Source organism: Paraburkholderia silvatlantica, from assembly GCF_003096715.1.
Taxonomy (GTDB): domain Bacteria; phylum Pseudomonadota; class Gammaproteobacteria; order Burkholderiales; family Burkholderiaceae; genus Paraburkholderia; species Paraburkholderia silvatlantica.
In genome coordinates this window covers 119,734-140,490 of record NZ_QEOL01000013.1, presented here as the reverse complement: position 1 = coordinate 140,490, position 20,757 = coordinate 119,734, and the positions used below count along the sequence as shown (strand labels likewise).

18 protein-coding genes and 1 pseudogene are annotated in these 20,757 nt (G+C 61.3%); 14 read left to right on the top strand and 5 right to left on the bottom strand.

Translation table 11 applies throughout. The features are described from left to right. Window positions 1-50: 50 nt before the first annotated feature. Window positions 51-1,475: an amidase family protein gene (locus C7411_RS18725; protein ID WP_110385658.1), complete on the top strand. Its 1,425-nt coding sequence runs from the start codon at window positions 51-53 to the stop codon at window positions 1,473-1,475. 51 nt (window positions 1,476-1,526) lie between these two features. On the opposite strand, the gene C7411_RS18720 is transcribed toward C7411_RS18725, so the two are convergent. Beyond that, a complete protein-coding gene (locus C7411_RS18720; protein WP_110385659.1) occupies window positions 1,527-2,363 on the bottom strand; it encodes a FadR/GntR family transcriptional regulator in 837 nt (278 codons plus the stop codon). A 239-nt stretch (window positions 2,364-2,602) separates the two neighbouring features. On the opposite strand from C7411_RS18720, the gene C7411_RS18715 reads away from it, so the two are divergent. From C7411_RS18715 to C7411_RS18670, 10 genes are all read left to right on the top strand, one after another. Further along, complete coding sequence (locus C7411_RS18715; RefSeq protein ID WP_110385660.1) at window positions 2,603-3,916, top strand: acyl-CoA dehydrogenase family protein; 1,314 nt, start codon at window positions 2,603-2,605, stop codon at window positions 3,914-3,916. After that, a complete protein-coding gene (locus C7411_RS18710) occupies window positions 3,906-4,184 on the top strand; it encodes an acyl carrier protein (RefSeq protein WP_110385661.1) in 279 nt (92 codons plus the stop codon). The genes C7411_RS18715 and C7411_RS18710 overlap by 11 nt, the downstream gene beginning before the upstream one ends. 121 nt (window positions 4,185-4,305) lie before the next feature. Next, entirely contained in the window at window positions 4,306-5,196 is an 891-nt protein-coding gene (locus C7411_RS18705; RefSeq protein ID WP_243413229.1) for a 3-oxoacyl-ACP synthase, read from the top strand. A gap of 2 nt (window positions 5,197-5,198) precedes the next feature. After that, window positions 5,199-6,146 (top strand): ketoacyl-ACP synthase III family protein, encoded by a 948-nt coding sequence (locus tag C7411_RS18700; protein WP_110385663.1) that lies wholly within the window; start codon window positions 5,199-5,201, stop codon window positions 6,144-6,146. Window positions 6,147-6,171: 25 nt separating this feature from the next. Then, window positions 6,172-7,806 (top strand): acyl-CoA ligase (AMP-forming), exosortase A system-associated, encoded by a 1,635-nt coding sequence (locus tag C7411_RS18695; protein WP_110385664.1) that lies wholly within the window; start codon window positions 6,172-6,174, stop codon window positions 7,804-7,806. Continuing rightward, complete coding sequence (locus tag C7411_RS18690; protein ID WP_110385665.1) at window positions 7,803-9,011, top strand: pyridoxal-dependent decarboxylase, exosortase A system-associated; 1,209 nt, start codon at window positions 7,803-7,805, stop codon at window positions 9,009-9,011. The genes C7411_RS18695 and C7411_RS18690 overlap by 4 nt, the downstream gene beginning before the upstream one ends. Before the next feature lie 24 nt (window positions 9,012-9,035). Further along, window positions 9,036-10,118, top strand: a complete 1,083-nt coding sequence (locus C7411_RS18685; RefSeq protein WP_110385666.1) for an acyl-CoA dehydrogenase family protein — start codon at window positions 9,036-9,038, stop codon at window positions 10,116-10,118. A gap of 25 nt (window positions 10,119-10,143) precedes the next feature. Next, window positions 10,144-10,752, top strand: coding sequence for a GNAT family N-acetyltransferase (locus C7411_RS18680; RefSeq protein WP_110385667.1), 609 nt, complete (start codon window positions 10,144-10,146; stop codon window positions 10,750-10,752). After that, window positions 10,749-11,810, top strand: coding sequence for a beta-ketoacyl-[acyl-carrier-protein] synthase family protein (locus C7411_RS18675; RefSeq protein WP_110385668.1), 1,062 nt, complete (start codon window positions 10,749-10,751; stop codon window positions 11,808-11,810). Before C7411_RS18680 ends, C7411_RS18675 begins: the two co-directional genes overlap by 4 nt. Beyond that, the gene (locus C7411_RS18670) at window positions 11,807-12,733 is read left to right on the top strand and encodes a 3-oxoacyl-[acyl-carrier-protein] synthase III C-terminal domain-containing protein (protein WP_110385669.1); all 927 of its coding nucleotides are present in this window, start codon (window positions 11,807-11,809) and stop codon (window positions 12,731-12,733) included. The genes C7411_RS18675 and C7411_RS18670 overlap by 4 nt, the downstream gene beginning before the upstream one ends. A 425-nt stretch (window positions 12,734-13,158) precedes the next feature. On the opposite strand, the gene C7411_RS18665 is transcribed toward C7411_RS18670, so the two are convergent. Next, the gene (locus C7411_RS18665; RefSeq protein WP_110385670.1) at window positions 13,159-14,346 is read right to left on the bottom strand and encodes an MFS transporter; all 1,188 of its coding nucleotides are present in this window, start codon (window positions 14,344-14,346) and stop codon (window positions 13,159-13,161) included. A 767-nt stretch (window positions 14,347-15,113) separates the two neighbouring features. On the opposite strand from C7411_RS18665, the gene C7411_RS18660 reads away from it, so the two are divergent. The 3 genes from C7411_RS18660 (at window position 15,114) to C7411_RS18645 (ending at window position 18,277) form a co-directional block, all read left to right on the top strand. Then, complete coding sequence (locus tag C7411_RS18660; RefSeq protein WP_110385671.1) at window positions 15,114-16,007, top strand: LysR family transcriptional regulator; 894 nt, start codon at window positions 15,114-15,116, stop codon at window positions 16,005-16,007. Between the two features lie 693 nt (window positions 16,008-16,700). Continuing rightward, the gene (locus C7411_RS18650) at window positions 16,701-17,489 is read left to right on the top strand and encodes a helix-turn-helix transcriptional regulator (RefSeq protein ID WP_110385673.1); all 789 of its coding nucleotides are present in this window, start codon (window positions 16,701-16,703) and stop codon (window positions 17,487-17,489) included. 152 nt (window positions 17,490-17,641) lie between these two features. Next, window positions 17,642-18,277 (top strand): acyl-homoserine-lactone synthase, encoded by a 636-nt coding sequence (locus C7411_RS18645; RefSeq protein WP_110385674.1) that lies wholly within the window; start codon window positions 17,642-17,644, stop codon window positions 18,275-18,277. A 125-nt stretch (window positions 18,278-18,402) separates the two neighbouring features. Here C7411_RS18645 and C7411_RS18640 read toward each other — a convergent pair whose 3' ends face one another. From C7411_RS18640 to C7411_RS18630, 3 genes and pseudogenes are all read right to left on the bottom strand, one after another. Further along, a complete protein-coding gene (locus C7411_RS18640; protein WP_110385675.1) occupies window positions 18,403-18,966 on the bottom strand; it encodes a hypothetical protein in 564 nt (187 codons plus the stop codon). A 536-nt stretch (window positions 18,967-19,502) separates the two neighbouring features. Continuing rightward, the gene (locus C7411_RS18635) at window positions 19,503-19,745 is read right to left on the bottom strand and encodes a DUF6429 family protein (RefSeq protein ID WP_110385676.1); all 243 of its coding nucleotides are present in this window, start codon (window positions 19,743-19,745) and stop codon (window positions 19,503-19,505) included. Next, window positions 19,742-20,693, bottom strand: a pseudogene (locus C7411_RS18630) (IS630 family transposase); the annotation flags it as partial. The gene C7411_RS18635 and the pseudogene C7411_RS18630, both read right to left, overlap by 4 nt. Window positions 20,694-20,757: the final 64 nt, after the last annotated feature.

Sequence of the window (20,757 nt, the reverse complement as noted above, 5' to 3'; positions counted from 1 at the left end):
GGAGACGCGTCACATCTATGGTTATTTATGATGATTAATTTGGAGGTGGTATGAACGATGACATCTGCGATCTGACGGCACAGGAGCTTCATGAGCTTTATAAGACGGCCGAGATCTCCCCCGTCGAGGTGATGAAGGCAGTGCTTCTACGCACAGAGCAACTCGACCCTGCCGTGAATGCCTTCTGTCAGATATCTCCGGACGCGCTCGACGTGGCCCGCGCATCAGAGCGACGATGGCAAAGCAGGCGCTCTCTTGGCCCTCTTGATGGGGTGCCGGTCAGCGTCAAGGACAACGTCGCTGTCGCTGGCCTCACTACGCGATATGGTTCACGTGTCACGGACGAGACGCCATCACACGACGACAGCCCGTGTGTAGCGAGGCTTCGCGAGTCTGGCGCCATCTGCTTCGCCAAGACCACCCTGCCCGATTTCGCTCACAAGATCGTCACCGACAGTCCACTTACCGGCGTCACACGCAACCCGTGGGATACGGGCCGCACCCCAGGCGGCAGCAGCGGCGGAGCCGCCGCCGCAGTCTCGCTTGGCATGGCACCCGTCGCGATCGGCACCGACGGCGGCGGATCAATCCGGATTCCAGCCGCGTTCACGGGTACGTTTGGTTTCAAGCCGAGCTTCGGCCGCGTTCCACATGCACCACGCGGACCGTTTGGACTGCTAAGCCACGTCGGCCCCATAACCCGCTGCGTGGCAGATGCCGCCCGTGTCCTTACCGTCATCAGCCGCCCTGACAGCCGCGACTGGTACGCGTTGCCGTTCGACGGCAGCGACTATGAACTGGGGCTGAAGTGCAAGCCGACGCCGGGCGGTGTACGAATCGCATACAGTCCGTCTTTGGGACTCGCCGTTACGCCCGAAACCGCCGTCCACGACGCGGTCATGCGTGCGGCCGACACCTTCCGTGAACTCGGTGCCAAGGTGTGCCCGGAAGATCCCCCAGGTGTCGCTCGCTGTAACTCGATTCACGCCACCCTCTGGCCGGCCTGCTGCAGGCAACTCACCGAAGACATGGCTGACGGCGGAGCGGGGCTCGATCCGTCATTGCAGGCCTACTCTGACGCGGGCGCGGCAATATCGCGCCATGCACTGCTTGGCGCACTCATCGAGCGCGGAGAACTCGGCGCTGCGGTCAACGCGTTCTTCGAGCGGTACGACCTTGTCATCTGCCCGGTGTATCCGCGCGTGGCCATGCCGCTTGCGGAACTCCGCGCCAGCGACGAACTGTTTCCCCATTTCACGGCCTGGTGCAACCAGCTTGGCCTTCCTGCAGCAAGCGTCTACGCAGGCACGACTGCAAATGGTCTACCGGTCGGGATACAGATCGTTGGCGGCCGTTACGCCGATGCGCTTGTGCTCTGGGCAAGCCACATCCTCGAACTCTCCTTCGGACGAGCACCGCTGACCGACGTGGCACGCTCGCTTTCCACGTCCGTCCCCGGCCGCGCAACGCACTGAGGCCAGTTATTCGGCGGACATTGAACTACACGTCAACAGTTCGGGTGTCCGTCACTCACCACCCTTTCTGCCGGCGTACAGGCCCAAATCGGAATCCAGCACCAGCTTCTGCCGCAAGGCGGCATGCACCTTGCGCAATTGCACCTCGGCTTCCTCCATATGCGCCGCCATGAGCTGCTCCACTGCGCCGGCGTCGCGCCTTTTCGCGGCATCCAGGATTGCGCGGTGGGCAACGACGGTCTGCCGACCGAACGCCTGATAGTCCCGCTGGGTCACGTTACCCGCCACGATCACGAGACTATGCAGCATCTGGTTGATGATCTGGCATACGCAGCGAAGGAAGGCGTTCGGATTGGCCGCAGCCAACACGTCGTGAAAGTGGATATCCTCGTGGCGCTGGTCGAGCGTATGCTCATGGCTTGCCACAAACGGCTCACAGACCTCCACGCTGCGCTCCAACGCTTCGAGGTCGGCCTCCGTCAGATGCTCGACGGCCCCTGCAGCAAGCAGCGGTTCAAGCGCGCGCCGTACGGCATAAATATCCTCAAGGCTGATGCTCTCAAAAAACAGGTAGTTTTGCAGTGACTGGAATGCTCGGGCGAGCGGCACGCGCGTAATCGTTGCGCCCCCATCCGGCCCAGTACTCAGGCGCACAAGCCCCTGTACCTCCAGCGCCTTGAGAGCTTCCCGCATGGAACCTCGACTGACATTGAACATTTCCTGGAGCTCCGCCTCCTTGTTCAATCGCATGCCGGGGCGCACCTTTCCGTCGGTAATCCAGCTCTTGATGAGCTCAGCCACCTGATCTCCCCGCTTGGTCGTGCGAGGTCCCTTGTTGCCTGGTTGAAGCAACGGTTTTTTCTCTGTCGTCTGTTTGCGCGCTGCCATACGTCACACCCGTAGTTGCCCATCATCGTCTGTTCTGAACATCATTATCGGCCATCCGCCGCCGCGTGACCGCCATGATGGCGCCGCGAACGCCCACGATACAACATCCTCCTAATGTTCGGAGGTGACGACCCGCGCCCTGAAGCCTACGCTCATGGCCATACGACATGCAAACCTCTCCCACGGGTTCGCGTGAATATCGGTCGGGGGCGCAGGCGCGCTCATTGGGGAGACGCCTCATGGTGCGGCATGAACAGACGTTGCAGCGGGTTCACGGTATCGACGACATCGGTACTGCGCTCGCCGAGCGTGGACTCGATCTCGCACTGCTTCTCAGGCGGATGCGCGCTGTCGGCCCCGAATCGGACGCAACCGGTGAGATTGCCGACCCTCCTCCCTGGCGTCCAGATGATGTACCAGCCCTGAACATGAACCTCGTGCCCACCCGGTACGGCGGCTCTCCGGCCCTGCAGTCTCTCGTGGCGCAGGTGAGGTTGATGACCTGCCTCGGGGAAGCCGATGCAAGCCTCGCGCTGGCGTTGCCGGGCCCGGGGCTCGCCATGCCGCCGGTCGTTGCGCTCGCTTCCTCCGAACAACAGGCCCGGTTCTTCCAGCGGTTCCAGTCCGGCACGCCACGCTGGGGTGCCTTCGCGATCACAGAACCTGACTGTGGTTCCGATGCGACTGCCATGCGTACAACCGCGCGGAAAACTGCTCGCGGCTGGGTACTCAACGGCACCAAGTGCTTTATCACGAACGGTGCCCGCGCCGACTGTGTGATCACATTTGCAACGATCAACCGGCAGATGGGCCGCTACGGTATCCGTGCATTCCTGGTGGACTGCAATACACCAGGATTCACGGTGTCACGCATCGAGCGGATGGCCGGTCTGCGCGCGACGCAGCTTGCAGTCCTCTCCTACGCGGACTGCGAGGTACCCGACAATGCGCTTCTTGCCCGTGGCGACGAAAAACCACTTGATGACGCCTTCTCGGGTGCGCAGCGATCCTGGGATTACTTCCGGCCACTGCTTTCTGCCGTCATGGTTGGCACCTGCCGGCGGGTGCGCGCGGACCTCTCGGCCTGGCTCGACGTGGGCGGTGCGCCTGCCAACAGTCGCCAACACGTGGCAGGAGTGGAAGCAACCCTGCTCGACATCGACCGCCAGATTGCTGCAGCCTGGCTGCTCTGTCACCGCACGGCCTGGAAGACGGATCGCGGCATAGCTACGTCAATGGATTCATCCATGACCAAGGCGTTTGCCTCACGCGTGGCCGCACGGGTGACGCGCGCTGCCATGGACATCGCCGGTATCGACGGCATCGCCACCTATCCTTCCCTCGAGCAGGCATACCGGGACGCCAGGGCGTTCGACATCATGGAGGGCACCGGCGACCTGCAGCGACTCATGATCGCTCGAGCCGCGCAGCGATCGGCGTTACGTCCGTGGGACATCACCGAGCTGACTTCCTGCGACGCCAGCCCGCCTGACCCTTCACCTGACATCGCCAGCGCTCGCCAATCCGGGCAGGAGACACCCCATGACGCATGAGACGCACAGCCCCAGACGCGAAGAAATCGCAGCCACCATCCGGTCATGCCTGGTGTCGGCCATCGGCAGCACCGTGGCTGCAGACCTGATCGCAGACGACACCAACCTGTTCGACGTCGGTGTCGACTCCATGAACATGACAGACCTGCTGCTTCAGCTCGAGGAACGTTTCGGCTTCACGCTCGCGCCGGAGGACCTTTCTGCCGATCTGTTCATGCGTTTCAGCAACCTCGTCGACTTCGTGGAATCCCATGTCCAGCTCGACTGACCCCGTTCGCCAGCGGCCATACATTGTGGCTACGGCGCGGTACATCCCGCCGATGTGCGTGCGGTCCGACGCGGAATTACGGCCCCCGGCGACCGCACCGTCATCCGCGCGGGAAGCCGTCATGCGATCAGTCTATGCCGATACGCTGCGCTGGAGCCGCGAGCCAGGTCCTGGTCCCGGTCCCAACAACCATTCTCCGCAGCGTGTGCCTGCCGCGACGGCGGCACACGTCGCCTGCGAACCGGCCCTCCTGCTCTCGGAGATGGCATCGACGGTCGCCAGGGAAGCGATCCGGCGGGGTCCCGGCAAGGGCAACTCCACACTGGATCAGGTGATCGTCTGTGCGACCAGTTTTGAGCACGACCTCGCGCTCTCGTGTGCCGGTCGCCTGCACAGCGAACTGGGCGCGGCAGGTATGCCGTTCGCGATTGGACAGCTGCAGGGCGTGTCCTTCTTTCTTGCGCTGCAGATCGTGTCCGACATGATGGCCAGTGACGAGTGCATGCGCACTGCACTGATCGTCGGCGCTGAACGGTGGCGGCCGCCGTTCTCCCGACTGGCCGGATCGCCAGCAGCACTGGGCGACGGCGCCGCCGCCGTTGTGGTCAGGCAGCACGCGGGACCGGGGTGGCACGTGCTCAACGTCAACGTACACACGCCTTGTCTCCTCATCGCGCCACCCGATATGTACGTCGACGAAATGGTCGTAGTCGAAGTCATCGGACAGACGTGCGCGCGGGCCGGATTCAAGCCTGGGGCGATCGACTGGATCGTGCCTCCGCGCATCGACGCGGCGCTGGCAAGCAGGATCAGCGCGCAGGCCCGACTGTCAGGGCGTATGTGGTACCCGGAGCACGATGACACCGGATATCTGTGTGCCGCCGACGCGCCAGCACAGTTCGACGCCCTGCTGCAGGAAATTGTTCCGTCTGAGGGCCAGTGCATCCTGTTGTGGTCCGTCGGCCTTCAGGGCCAGGCCGCCTGTGCCATCCTCGAATACCGGGGAGACTAGCGATGCCGGTGCCAGCAACCCCCACTGCGCTGTCGCTCTCGGGTATCGCATTCAGCGTCCCGGCCCAGACGGTCGATGCAAACACCTGGGCCCGGCACTGCGGATTTACCGAGGCTCGCGCCAGCGCGCTGCTGCGCAACGGTGTGCAGCAATTCCACGACGCCGCAGCAACCTCACCGGTCGCACTCGCGTGCGAAGCGGTCTCCACCCTGCTCGAGCGTACCGGTGCATCACGGGCAAGCGTCGATGCCCTCATCTACACCCACACGATCCAGAGCAGCGTCATGGCACCGCCTGCCGGCACGGCAGCGTTCATCCAGTCCCGCATGGGACTGGACCGCGCACTCGCATTCTCGGTGATGCAACAGAACTGCGTCTCGCCGATGGCCGCCATCCGCGTGCTGCGCGTGCTCACCATCGCAGGTCGCCCGGTCCAGCGCGCGATCGTCGTCTGCGCGGACGTGATGGGTTCGGGCTGCGACCATCTGCGCGCCATTCAGGACCTCGCGCTACACAGCGACGGCGCATGCGCGCTCCTGCTGGAGCGCGACACCGACTGCAACTGCATCGTCGGGCTGCACTTTTATACGGACGGTCGCTACTTCCGCGGCACCGACGACGACCTGCAACCCGTGCCGGACGACCGTTACTACTGGTCGGCATTCACGACGATGCGCGCAGCACTGCGACAGGCCGGCGTCACCGGCAATGAACTCGTCCATGTCCTGCCGCACCACGTGAACCTGCCTGGCTGGTCGCGCCTCATGACCATGCTTTCCGTACCACAGGAGCGTCTCTTCACCGCGAATTTCGGACGTTTCGGCCATGTGTTCGGCGCCGATCCGTTCATCAATTTCCACACCGCGCCACGCGGGCAACCGGGCTCCTGTTCCATGCTGTTCTCCAGCGGACTTGCCGGCTGCTTTGGCGCAATGGTGATCCGCCACTGATCCTGAACCTGCTCGTCATCCGGCCATGAGAAATCTCCTTGATCTTGTCCAGTCGTCAACGCGCCGCACGCCCAATGCGCAATCGCTCGTCTGCGGCGATGTCCGACTCACCTACCGCCAGCTACTGCAGCACAGCCGCGCGTTCGGACAGGCCTTGTCTTCACTCGGCGTCGGGCCGGGCGAACGCGTCGCTATCTTTCTCGACAAGCGCGTGGAGACCGTCGTGTCGATGCTCGGCGCCTGTGCCGCAGGATGTGTTTTCGTTCCGGTGAATCCACTCCTGAAACCAGGCCAGGTGGCCCACGTGCTTCGCGACAGCGGCGCCAGATGTCTCGTGACCTCCGCTTTGCGCGCCCGTTCCCTGAGCACTGAGGGCGTTGCGCCGGTGGTCGACGTAATCCTCGTGGATGAACCAGACCCGACGCATTCTGATGTGACGGGCACAGTCAGGATCCACCGATGGCGAGACCTTTGCATCACCCGGCTCGATGACGACGCCATCCTGACTGCGACTGCCGCGTGCGTCGACACCGACCTTGCGGCCCTTCTCTATACCTCCGGCTCAACGGGATTACCAAAGGGCGTGATGCTCAGCCACCGGAACCTGCTCGAAGGCGCCTGGAGCGTCGCCGAGTATCTGCGGCACGATCCGTCGGACCGCATACTCGCCGTGCTACCGCTAAGCTTCGATGCAGGCATGAGCCAGCTGACCTCGGCGTGGTCGGCAGGCGCGACAGCGGTGCTGCTCAACTACCTTACGGCACACGATGCCGTCCTCGCGTGTGAGCGGGAACACATCACTGCGATCACGGGGGTCCCGCCATTGTGGATGCAGCTCACGAACGCAACCTGGCCAGACGCGGCCCGCAATAGACTGCGCTACTTCGCGAACACCGGGGGGCGCCTTCCACTGCCTGTACTGCAAAAGCTGAGGGCACTCTTTCCGCAGGCCACCCCCTTCCTGATGTACGGACTGACGGAGGCGTTCCGCTCGACGTTCCTCGACCCTGCCGAGGTTAGCCGTCGGCCCGACTCGATCGGCAAGGCAGTGCCCAACGCGCGCGTCCTGGTAGTCCATGAGGACGGTACGCCGTGCGCCCCCGGCGAACCTGGCGAGCTGGTACACGTGGGCGCGTGCGTCACACTCGGCTACTGGAACGATGCTGCGCGTACTGCACAACGCTACCGCCCTTCGCCCGAGGCAAAATCCGGTGGCGCGCCGCGTGACATGGCGGTATGGTCGGGTGATCTCGTGCGCTGCGACAGCGAAGGGTTTCTCTATTTCATCACCCGCAACGACGCCCAGATCAAGAGTTCCGGCTACCGGATCAGTCCGGAGGAAATCGAAGAGATGGTCCATGCTAGCGGCCTTGTCGTGGAAGCCGTTGCGCTGGGCGTCCCGGACGACCAGCTTGGCGAAGCAGTGGCGCTGCTCGTCGTCCTGGCCGGTAATTCAGACGTCGATGACCTTCGCGACTGGTGCATACAGCGCCTGCCGCGTTACATGGTTCCCCGCAATATCATTAGTTATCCATATATTCCACGCAACCCCAATGGTAAATTCGACAGGGCAGCGCTGCGTATGGAGATTGAGTCATCCGGCGTTGCGTCGTCCGGGCTCGCCCCGAACGCGCACGGTTCAGGGGAGAAGACATCATGAGCCTCACCTTCATCCGGCGCCCGCCAGGACTGCAGTTCAATGGTGTTGACGTGCGTCAGCTGGCCGACCGCGCCGGGCGTACACCCTTCTTCGCGTACGACCGCTCGGCGATTGACGCGCGTGTGCAGGAGTTGCGCAGCCTGCTGCCCGCCGGCATGCATCTTCACTACTCGATCAAGGCAAATCCGATGCCCGCCGTGATCCACTACCTGGCTGGACGCGTCGACGGGTTCGATGTCGCTTCCGCGCAGGAGATGGCGCTGGCGCTCGATGCCGGTGCCTCCCCAGCGGCGATCGGCTTTGCCGGGCCAGGCAAATCCCACGACGACTTGCGCCGCGCGGTCGCCAGCGGCGTCAGTGTTCACGTCGAGTCGGACACCCAGTTGCGCCTTGTGACAGCGCTCGGATGGGAGCTGGGTGTGCAGCCCAACGTGGCGATCCGCGTCAATCCCGATTTTCAGGTCGGACACAGCGGCATGCGCATGGGCGGCGCTGCGGCACCGTTCGGCGTGGACGTCGACCAGGTTCCGGCATTGCTGCGCGAACTCGAAACGCGGGAAATCGCGCTCGCCGGCTTCCACGTCTTCTGGGGCTCGCAGTGCCTGCATGCCGCAACCATCATCGAGGCCCAGCGCCAGAGTGCGGATCTCATCCTGCGCCTTGCAAGCGGTCTGCCCCGACCGCTGCGGTTCGTGAACCTTGGTGGCGGCTTTGGCGTCCCCTACTTTCCGGGCGAAACACCGCTCGACACGAAAGCTGTCTGCGACGCAATGCACGACTGGCTGCCACGGCTCTGCGACGGTCTGCCCGGAACGACGCCGATCCTTGAACTCGGGCGTTACCTCGTCGGGGAGGCCGGCATTTACGTGTGCCGCGTCATCGACCGGAAAATGTCGCGCGGCAGGACATTCATCATCACGGACGGCGGACTGCATCACCACCTGGCAGCTTCCGGCAACTTCGGCCAGATCCTGCGCCGGAATTTTCCGGTCGTAATCGGCAACCGTCCCGACGCCGTGGCACGTGCGCGATGTCACGTGGTCGGGTGCCTCTGCACACCGCTCGACCGTCTCGCGGACGACGTTGAACTTCCCGAAGCGCACATCGGGGATTTCGTGGTGGTGAAGCAGTCGGGTGCCTATGGTCGTTCGGCGAGTCCGGTGCATTTCCTCAGTCACCCCGAACCCGTCGAAATGCTCGTCTGACTCCATAACACCCGGAGAAACGTCATGCGATTCCATGAACCTGTGACCGCAGATCTCGCGCCAGTATCCTGGTCACTCCACGACGACCAGCGAAGAATGGTTGCGACCGCCAGCCAGTTTGCGCACGAGTGCCTCGAACCACTGCTGGGTGGCCCGCCAGACGCCGCACGGTGGGACGAAACAGTACGGCTCGCCGCTACGCTTGACCTCGCAACCATGATCCTGCCGGAACAGGCTGGCGGTATGGGTATGAGCCGGCACGACCTTGCACTGGTCATTGAACAGTTCTCAGCGGGCCCACTCGAGCGCGCTGCAGAACTGACACTCAGTAGCGCGGCACTGATGACGCTGCGCGAATACGGCGCACTCGACCTGCTACCCGATCGGGATATCCGGCACTTCCTTGACGGAACGACATCGATCGCACCCGGCATCCCTGACGTCGACGCGTCAGGTCTCTGGATATTGCGCCAGCACGTATCCTCACAGGCAATGATGGTCCGGATGGACGGCGACCGTCCACAACTCGTACTCGTCACGCTGCCTGCCAGGCAGAACCGCCCGCAGTCCACCCCGGTTGCCCTCGCGGGCTCGCTCTCGATCGAGCGATACGCCACCGGACTGACAGGCAATACACCGCTTCTGGTCGTGCCCGATGACGCGAGTCCCGACGGCAATCCGGTACGACAGTGGCTTGTCGACGTAGCCACCTACCTCGCTGCGCTGCTTTCGGGCGCCGTCCAGCAGGGCGTGAATTTCGCCCTGTCCTACAGCGCTTCGCGGCAGACGTTCCGCAGGCCGATCGCCGCCCATCAGCTCGTCGCTGCGCGGCTCGCCGACATGCTCATATCAGCCCACACCATCCACCTCTTTCTCCGGTCCATCGCAGCACAGGAAACGCAGGCGCAGATCGGGCCCGTACGGCTGATGGCCTGCCACGCTGCCACGGAGGCTCTCGACGTTGCGCGGGAGCTCGTGCAGCTTTGCGGCGGTCATGGCTACGTGCAGGGACTACCTCCGGCGGCACGCTTCCAGACGGTGCACTGGTTTGCGTTGCTGCTCATGAAGGTCGAGGCCGCGCTGCGCGCGTTCACCACGACTGCGTGACGCGTTCACCGGCAGAAGGTACGACATGAGCGACGACTGGAAGACACAGCCACCCACGCACCCGATGGAAGGATTCCGTCAAACGGACGTGGGGTCAAGCTCATGCTGGCTTCGTGAACCGGACAGCAATGATGTCAATGACATCGCGATATGGCTCGCCGATCCGGACATCAGCCGCTGGTTCGACTTCGGGCAGGGGCGCCAGACACTTCCCGTGCTCGCCGTGCAGCTCATGATGCAAACCGGCCGACATCGTCTCCGCGTCTTCGGTGCCACGGGCCACAAGCTCGCTGGCGGACTGGTTGCCGTCAGCGATCTGACACATTCGTTCGGCACGGGCTCGTTCTGGGTGCTGCGTGACAACCGGCGGCCCGCGTGTCAGAACATGACGTTTGTCGCCTCTACCATGCTCCTCCGCGAAGCGTTCGAAACCGACCGGTTGCATTGCATCACGGCATGGGCCGTGGACTGCAACATGCGCTCGCGGCACCTGCTCGAACGGATCGGATTTCGCACGATCGGCCTGCAGCGCGATTGCCACGTCATGCAGGGATCGCGTTTCGGGCGCGTCCTCTACGATCTGCTGCCAGGCGATCTCCCCAACGGCTCCGGTTCAGCCCGGGATGGCGCATGATCCCACCCGTCATCACCGCAGTCACAGCCTGGGTGCCAGACGCCATACCGCTGCCCCGATGGACGGCGATGGAGTCAGTACTTCGCGCGACCGGGCATTCCGGCTGGGATGCGTGGGTGAGGTCGTGGCATCCGGACTACGGGCACTGGCTCGAAGCGTGGCCAGGCGCGAAAACCAGTGGGTTTCTGCCTGTGCATCCCGATCTTCCATCGCGCGACCTTGCCCGCGCGGTGCCGGTCGAAACCGGAGCAGATCTGTCAGGACTTGCCGCCAAAGTGGCACACAGGATCTGTTCGGTACGTCGGCATGGCGCGCGTCCCGTCGACATCGTGATGTTCTGCCACAGCACTCCGGATGAGCACGTGTCGGCCACGGTTGCCGGGCGGCTGTGTGCCGAAGTCGGACCACCCTGCTTTGCATTTTCGGTTTCCCAGCAGCATGGCGCGTCGCCCTTCACCGCGTTGCGGCTTGCTAGCGACCTGCTCGTCGCTGAACCGGACGCCCACACGATACTGATCGTCGCAGCGGAAAAGTGGTATCCACCGTTTTCCAGAGTCTTCGGACCGTGCATCGTGCACGGTGACGCCGCAGGTGCCCTGCTCATTGAAAGAGCCGGCCAGGGAACAAACGGCCTGCAACTTCTCGATGTGGCGGTCCGCCACGTTCCCGTCAATATCGGGCGATGTACCGCAGGCATCCCGGATGCCTGGACGTTCACGTTGTTATCGATGATCGACTTTTTCCTCGCGCGACACGGCCTTCGTCACGGGGAAATTGACCAGATTGTCGGGCATCCGGGCGTACCGTCGCTCGCGGATGCTGTAGATGCGCACTTTGGCCGGCAAGACGCCAAAGTGCTGCATCAAGTCGCCATTCATCTCGGTGCGGCTGAATCCATTGTGCGACTGGCACAGACGCTCAGCCGCGTCGCCTTTCTTAGGACGCATCGCATGCTGCTCTGGGGCTATGGAATCAGTGGTTTTATCGGCACCGCGTTGCTGGAGGCGCGTCGCGCGCCCTTCCTCCATCACTTAGACGATGGGCGGTCCGTCTCATGATCCCCAATCTCGGCATACCGCACCTCGCCTTCCATCTTCCCCCACACATCGATAACGTCCAGCGCTGGGCCAAACGAACCCGGCAAAATATCACCACCGTGCAGAACCTCGAGCGGGCCGGGATGCGTTGCTACCGCAGTGCGAACGGGCAGACTGCAATTGCACTTGCCGCCAGCGCGATCCAGCGCCTTCTCATTGCCTCCGGTATCGCGCCTCGTGAAGTCGACTGCCTCATCTACGTACACACGCTTCAGGGCAGCATTGCGCCGCCGCCGCAGTCGCTACCCGGCCTGCTCTGTGACCGCTTCGGTTTCACCAACGCCGAAGCCTTCTCGTTCGCGCAGCAGCATTGCGCATCCGCCCTCGCCGCACTGCGCGTGATTCGTGCGATGTTCGTCAACCGCCCTCAAATGAAACGGGTCCTGCTTGTCGGCGCCGACGTCATGCCGCTGACATCCGAAAGATTAATGCAGGGCGAGGGCATTCTGGGTGACGGTGCGTTTGCCGCATTCGTCGAGCGCGGTGCCGCCGTCAACCGCCTGCTCTCGATCGCCACGCACGCCACGGGCACAGGCTGGAGGGGTGTGCTGGTCCATGACGAACCGGGGCAGGCTGCACAGCACTTCTTCACGGCGCGCAGTCTCATCCGGCAGATGATCCAGCAGGCGCATTTCACACCGAACGACATCCAGCGTGTCCTGCCACACCATCTGGATCTGCCTGCATGGCGCCGCCTGCTTGGTTCACTTCAGATCCCGCAGGACAGGTTGTTTGCCGCAAATTTTGCCCGAATCGGCCACGTCACCGTCAGCGACGCGTTCATCAATCTCGCCCAGTGTCGAGACCTGGTGCCGGGCAAGCCGCTTCTGCTCTTTGCACGGGGCGCCGGAGGATTTTTGGCAGCAGCGCTGCTGGTCCGCTGAACTCGCCGATATTGCTGCGCCGCGAATCTCTGGCTGACATGGATCTGACGCGCGCATTCTCGTTGGCAAACGCGACGACTGCCACGTCGCGAATTCGCCTGACAAAACGCGCAACGAACTGACAGAAGCGACGTGTACTGCACGGCATCCGCCCATACCGTCCAGCACGGGCGAGGCGCGCTTCGCGAACGCCACGGCCGTAAGCAGTGCACCGGCCCTCGTTGGCTCGAAAAGAAGGATACGAAGCGCTCGCTTCAACGCCTGGAGAGAACGTGTCCGCGTGCCGTTACCGCCCCCCCCAAGGCCAAGGTCGAGGCCGCGCGACGCGGACTACGATGCTCCGCAACCGCGATTACTCATCGCAGATGTTGATGCCGTATTGGGCTACCATTGCAGCCAACTATCTCCAGGCACAATATATTTTCCTATGGCGCAGGAAGACGCAGAACGAAAATGAAAGCCACTGCCGATGCACATGCACCCAGCAAAAAAACAGGCGGATATCCAACGTGGCCAGCAACCATACCGGCGAGCGGTCCGGCCAATCCCAATCCTATGTCCACGAAAGCAACGTATGCGCCCATTGCTGCGCCTCTGTTCTGAGGCGGCACATGACGGACGGCCTCTACGCCCAACGCAGGAAACGTCAGTGAGTAACCAGCGCCAAGAACGGAGCATCCAGCGAGCGCGATCGCGGGAAGAGGGGCAAGCCACAAAATGACCAACCCTGCCACCTGTAAGGGAATCGTGACGCGGGCAACACGTCGGCCGCCCAGTTGATCGGGCAATCCACCGAAGATCAGCCGCGCCGCAACGTAGGACGCACCAAACGACATCAGCCCGAGAGGTGCGCCCGTCCAATGATGCGCGGCATAGTCGAGACCGAGGAAGGCGAACATCGAGCCAAATCCGATCGTGCTCAAGGCAAGGCTCGCGCCATAAGGCCAGATCAGGCCAACAACCTTAAAGAAACCGAGGCGCCTCCCATGGTGCGGCGGAATCGGCTCAATCCCTTTCATCAATAAACAGGCGAGCAACGGTAAGACGGCGGCAGCCAGAGCCATCGCCCCGAATCCATCCCGTTTCAACAATTCCGAACCCAGCGGCGCACCGCCACCTATTGCACCGAACATTGCGATTCCGACCCAAACCATCGCCCGCCCCGTATAACGCGCCCCAACCGTACCAATGCACCAGGACAGAGCCCCGGTAATTAGCAGACTTTCACCGAGACCTAGAACAGCCCGTCCGACAAACAAAAGGAGCAATGCAATCTCGGGCGGGCATCCGGCCCACACCGAGGCCCCGTAAATCAGAGCCGCGAGGGAACATAGCAGCATCCCGATCAACACTGCGGGCCGAGAACCGCGTGTATCGGTCACAACACCACCGAAGTGGCGTGTCAACAAGGTTGCTATGGACTGAGACGCCATGACCCATCCGACGATCGCCGGCCCGAAGCCAAGACGGTCATGAACATGGACCGGCAGGACGGCGAGCGGCAGGCCAACTGTCAGATAACCAAGGAAAACCATCACAGCAAAAGGCAGCAAGCGACGCGTGGCTTCGCCACCGGAAACGGGTGCCATGTTTGCTGAAGTCTGTCTGCTCATCTGTTATTTGCTCCGCACACGCAAAGGGCAGCCACAATATTTCACGTGCTGTGGCTAGAAATGCGTCATCAATATTGAAAAATCTCGCGGTGATCGGCTGAAATCACGTCCTCGCCTCACTACGGCACTTCTGATCCTGTCTTTTGTTTGTGAAAATTCCAGAATGTCGTAGTCAAATTTGGATCGACGATCTGTGCTCTTTTCGAAGCGAGTTCGTCATGGGATGCTGTTCGTGGGAACTCGTATCGCAGATGCTGTCTGGAGCAGTCCGAGATAGGCCACCTCATTGATGACCGCCTCAAGTTCTACATCCGGAGCGAAAAGAGCGAAAAAAGCGGCGGTGCGAAATGAATGTGCACGTCCAACAACGTGGACATCAGGACGTCACGTAGAACTTTCGTGTGGATTGGCCATTCCTCACGGCTACGCTCCTCTCCCGCCAATTCTCTACCGTTGAACTTAAACACAGCGAAATTTCCTGCCCCGATGACGCCTCCCAGACCGATCCGAGATCGCGTCACCCACACCACGTCCTACGGCATTGCGCTAGCCCAGGGGCCGAGAGTCTTCCGCATGCCCTTCATCAGGAAGAACACGGCATCCAGCATCCGGTTCTCCCCAAACATCGCGAACATTACCGTTCACCAGTCGTACCGGATCACATAGTCGTCGCTTGCCGCCAACTATACGAAAGCCATGATATGCTGTGAATCGCACCAATAAGAACTTATAGTTGCGCCCGACGCCATGTATTACAGGGCTTTGACATGATCCCCACTTATGATCTCAATCTCCTGGCATCACTCGATATGCTGCTGACAGAAGTCAGCGTTAGCCGGGCGGCTGAACGTCTGGGCCTGAGCAACTCCGCGATGAGCCGTACCCTGAGCCGCATTCGTGAAATATTTGGCGATCCCATCCTGGTCCGCGCGGGTCGATCGCTGGTTCCCACACCTCGGGCGATTGAATTACGCGAAACTGTCCGCCATGTTCTCGAAAGTGCTGAAGCGCTCCGCATGGTCCCGCAGAAACCGGACCTTAAACAAATTGACCGTGTTTTCAGTATCCGCGCGAACGAAGGGTTTGTATTCCAATACGGAGGCAAGATGGTCGAAGCAGTCTCACGCGAAGCTCCAGGCGTGCGCGTAAGTTTCGTCATCAAAGCGGAGAAAAAACCCAATGCTCTTCGCGATGGACAGATCGATCTGGACATCGGCGTTTTAGGAGAGTCCGGCCCTGAAATCCGGACGCAAACGATCCAGCGTGACCGTTTCGTCGGTGTCATGCGAGTGGGTCACCCGCTGAACAGCCAGGAAACAATCTCTGCCAAAGATTATGCCGAAGCACACCACGTCAGTGTTTCCCGACGCGGCCTGTTCAGCGGCCCAATCGATAGAGCGCTGGAAACCGTTGGGTTAAAGCGTCACGTGAGTGTCGTTGTGACCAGTTTTCCATCCGCACTTTCAGTCGCCCGCACCACCGATCTGATTGCAAGCGTTCTCGAACGGCAGACCGTTGAAGCAAGGCGCGGCATGTACACCTTCCCTCTTCCCGTCAAGACGGAGGAAGTGAGGGTTTCGATGATGTGGCATCCACGTTCAGAGCATGACCCCGTGCATCGCTGGCTACGGGAGCATGTCCGGAAACTCTGTTCGGCCTGAAGGATCATCACCGATTCACATCCGTCCCGGCTCCCTTGCGACGCCCCACTCCGTGCAAGGATGCTACGCCCGAATTCGCGCATGGCTGATTCCTATATGATTCCAGCCCTGTTGTGTGTCTGGAGCGGGCTCGCCGGCGCGCGCCGCACCTTCTTCTTTCGCCTCACTACCAGTGAGGTGAAAGAGGCGCGAGTACTCAGGCTGCTCACGGATGCGGACTGTTTCGCGGATCTCGGGAACGAGATGCTGCCCGCTCTCCCGAATACCTCTTATCCACGACGGTTTTCATGTTTGAGGCTGCTCCGGAATCGGCGCCGCCTTGAACTAAAAATTTCCGGCTTCGTCTTTATGGTCGCTCAGCTTCGAATAGTGCAATAACGGCAGAGAAATCCAGAACACGGACAATGCCATTTACCCAAGATTTACAGAAGAAGCGGATCAGCTTTGCATGGACCTCAATAGTCACGCGCGGTCCACCGCATACAATGAATCATGAATGCGTTCGGGTGGGCGCATAGCATGCATCGCGGCCATAACCGCTGTCATCATCGGCGGGCAACCGCAGGTGGCCTTTGATAGCCCCGTCAATCCTGGAAGCGCGCACCGCATGGAACGCTCAGTCGTTGCGCGCGGGCCTGTGCCCATGCGGAGCCCGCTTTCCAGACCCCGTGGGGCACCGCCGGGATAGCGAACATGAAACACGTCTCTCGACGCCGTTCAAACGAGCGCCAGCACCTGTCGTCCGCCACGCCAGATGCCCTTCTGGCTGCCGGGCTGGTGCCGGCCATGTGCTTTGCATCAGCAACCGACATTCCTTCACTCGTCAAGTCTTTCGCGCATTCAGCGGGGAAACTAGGTTTTCCACACTACGTGATCAGTCGTGTCAGCCGAAGCCGTTCAACCTGTACCTGGAAAACGGCGCTCGAAGTGATCGGCTCACACTATCCGCAGGAGTGGGTACGCCACTACCAATATCGGGATTACGCATCCACAGACCCCGTTCATCGCGCTGCGTTCCTTCAATCGGCCCCCTACAGGTGGCACGACATCATCGGCATGAGCAAGGCTGAGCGTCATCTGCTCGAAGAAGCAGGAGAAGCCGGCCTATCGGCGGGACTCAGTGTCCCTGTCCATCAACCCGACGGAAGTATCCTGCTGTTCAACCTCTCGGGCCCCGTGCATTCCGTGAACAACGCGGCAAATTCCCGCATGGCATACCTGATCAGTGCGCAGTTTAACTTCGAACTTCATCGTCTCGCGCTGATCCGCTCAACCAGAGCAGCACACCTGCTTACACCGCGTCAGATCGAATGCCTGACGTGGGTTGCTCGCGGAAAAACCTCGGCCGAAATTGGCGAGATCCTCAGGTGCTCGCACTATACCGTTGACTTCCATATCAAGGAAGCGATGCAGGCTCTCAACATCTCCGGCAGGACAGCCGCCGCGGTGCATGCGACCGTGCAGGGCATTATCAAACCCTGAACCTTTTTTCGAATTCAACGCTACGACCTGCCCATCGCCGTCCAGGCGACGCGCGCCGGCGCGCGCCAGCATACACCCTCCCAAAGCTCTGAGTATCCGGGCCGCGGCCCCGCTGATAGCGTCGTGGCAACGGCTAACACCTGGGGAAGCCCATGTCATTCATCGTTGCCGGCAGACTTGATGCCCTACCATCGCCTGTTCGTGACCATCTTGGTAACTTTCGTCACAAGGTCTTCGTCCAGCGTCTACAGTGGAAGATACCCGGCGTGGCACATGACGCCACGAGCGAGTGGGATAAATTCGACGGCGGCAACACCGTTCATCTGGTAGCCATGTCCGACGACCACAGGGTCTGTGGGTGTGCGCGACTGATGTGCACCACTGGCCCCTATCTTCTACGAGACGCTTTTCCCCAGCTTGTTGAACCGGGCGGTTTGCCACCTTCATCACCGTCGATTTGGGAGATGTCGCGATTCGCAGGGTCAGGACTGCGTGACCGAACCGGCTCAAGCTCGGGCATGGGCCTTTTCCCCTACGTCATCGCGCTCGCCCAGTCGTTCGGCGCGACACGCGTGATCGGCGTCGTCACGCCGGCGGTTGCACGCCTGTACCGGCGTTTCGGACTCGATTTGCACAATATGGGCAATGTCGCCGCGTCAAAGCGCGCACATATCGTTGCGTGCTCAATCGATGTGGACGCCGCCCTGTTCAAAAGACTCCAGCGCGACCCTCAGGCACTTCTGTACGAAATCACCTGCTACGGACAACTGGGGCAACCCCTTGCCTGACATGTCAGATCATTTCCACCCATTCGAAGTGAGCGCCGCTTCTCGGCTGGACTCGCGCGATATGCACGTCAACCTCTCCGACAGCGCCCCCCGAGAACGACAGCGTGGGCGACTCACGCCTCGCATCAGCGCACCACTGAAGGCCGGTAACGGTGGCGGTTGTCGGCCTCTTTCACCCAGTCCGGCCTGATCGCCGAAGCGTAGGCCTGGCCGCTGCGAGAAGCTTCTCCATTCTGTTGCGCACTCAAGCCCAGGCGCTCGTCTATGGCGCGCGCGACGGTCGCCGACTTCGGAAGACGGTCGAGATCGCAATCCGTCCAGAACGTGCACATCGCGTCGAACAACACAGAAAGGATCGATGTCATGTAGGGCAGCTTCACTACGACCCACTCTGTCCGCTCGCCTGCAGGCCTGTCTGAACGCTCACCGAACCCGTTCACCGGCATCATGACCCGCAACGCATCGAGTTCGCGCTGCAGCCGGCTCTCAAACGAATAATGCACGGTCGCAGAATGTGCAAGCGCCTTACGTAGCTCGCAGAGTTGCCGGTCCTTCATTTCAACGCACCGTGTCAGCCGGCACACTTCGGCTTCGGCCAACTGCAAACGTTGATCGGGAGCGGCACTATCCGATCGCATGAGCGACGCACTCTCCGTAGTCGTGACTGTCCATGGATTGAGTTCCTTCATGATGCTCCCTGCCTCAAGTGCTCATGCCCGCATCTTGACGACTATGCCCTCTACATTGTCCGGTCCATGCGAAATGGGCTTTAAAGACTTCTTTACCGGTTCGTGGCAGCCTTCAATTGCGGCAGAGGGATCACGCTTCAGCCATATCTCTTTTTCGGTTTTCTCAGACGAAAGATCAACTGCGAGAAAGGGCAGGTTCGTTCCGTCGCCCGCAGGTGGCGACTGACGCGCACCGATTTCGCGAGGAGCACCAATCACTCGTTCGAAACACCCCTGCTCAAGCAGGCCCTCGTCTGCCGTGAGACCGGGAACGCACAGGTTGATGCCGTAAGGAGGAAAAGCTTCGCGCTTGCGTGATCGTGACCCTGAACACACAGACCCGGCCTAAACTCCGCCGGTCGCAATGATGCGCCCTATTTGGATCGTCACGGGTTCTGGTGGGTGGCAGGCGATCCCTAACAGGGACTATCGGCTCGGATATTCCAAGGTCGTCCGTAATGCGGATGCCTCGTGTCGTGAGTTAGACGTTCGTTGAATCAATTTTCTCTCTTCTTCGGAATGACGAAATGCTGATTGAAGAGCCGCTCGGACCCGCGCAATCCTTCTTCGGTAAAGATCACGGACTTCGTCTTGTTGACCGGGTCTTCGATGAAGCCTCGTTCGTAGAGCCGGTTCAGCACATCCCGGTCGAATCCCTTCCACGCGCGGTATCGGTCGTGCAGGGTCAGGTAGAGAAGTGCCAGGGCGACCTCATCGATTGCATCGGTATTGATATTCATGGTGCGTCTCCCGTGGCGTTTCGGACCCGCGCACAAAACCGTTTGAGGCTCGCCAGAATGTCATCGGCCGACTTGCTCCAGACAAACGGTTGCGGATGAGCGTTATGGACGTCCAGGTAATGACGGATCGCATCTTCGAGTTGACGTGTCGAGCGGTGCGTACCGCGTCGAAGGTATTTTTCAGCGCGGCGAACCAGCGTTCCACCTGGTTACGCCACGACGCGGAGGTGGGCGTGAAGTGAACATGGAAGCGAGGATGACGAGCGACCAGGCTTTGATCGCGGGCGTTTTGTGCGTACCGTAGTTGTCCATAACCAGATGGACATCCAGGTAAGACGGCACGGTGGCCTCGATGGTGCGGAGAAAGCGCAGGAATTCGCTGCTGCGATGGCGTCAATGTATCTCGCCGATCACTTCACCGGTAGCAATGTCCAGCGCCGCGAACAAGGTTGTCGTGCCGTGGCGCATGTAATCGTGGGTGCGTCGTTCAGGGTTGCCGGGTGCCAACGGCAACATGGGTTGCGTGCGGTCCAGCGCCTAAATCTGGCTCTTCTCGTCCACACACAGCACCATTGCCTTGAGCGGCGGGTCCAGGTAAAGCCCGACGATATCTCGCACCTTATCGACGAACATCGGATCGCTGGAGAGCTTGAACGTTTCCTGCCGTTGCGGCTGCAGGCCGAAAGCACGCCAGATCCGCGTGACTGCCGTCTGCGACAGCTTCATCTCACGAGCCATCGTGCGCGTGCTCCAGTGCGTCGCTCCGACAGGCACGGACTCAAGCGTTTTTGCGATGACTGCATCGACGCGCGCGTCATTGATCGTTCTCGGCGCCCCAGGCCGAGGTGCATCGAGCAGTCCGTCCAGACGGTGGATCACGAACCGCGCCCGCCACTTCGAAACCGTTTGCTGGGTGACCTGCTTTTGCTTGGGCCTACTCCGATGCGGCCACATCGCCGAAAACGAGTGCGCGCGCGCCGTCGTTCTCGACATGCGCGAGCATGTCATAGAG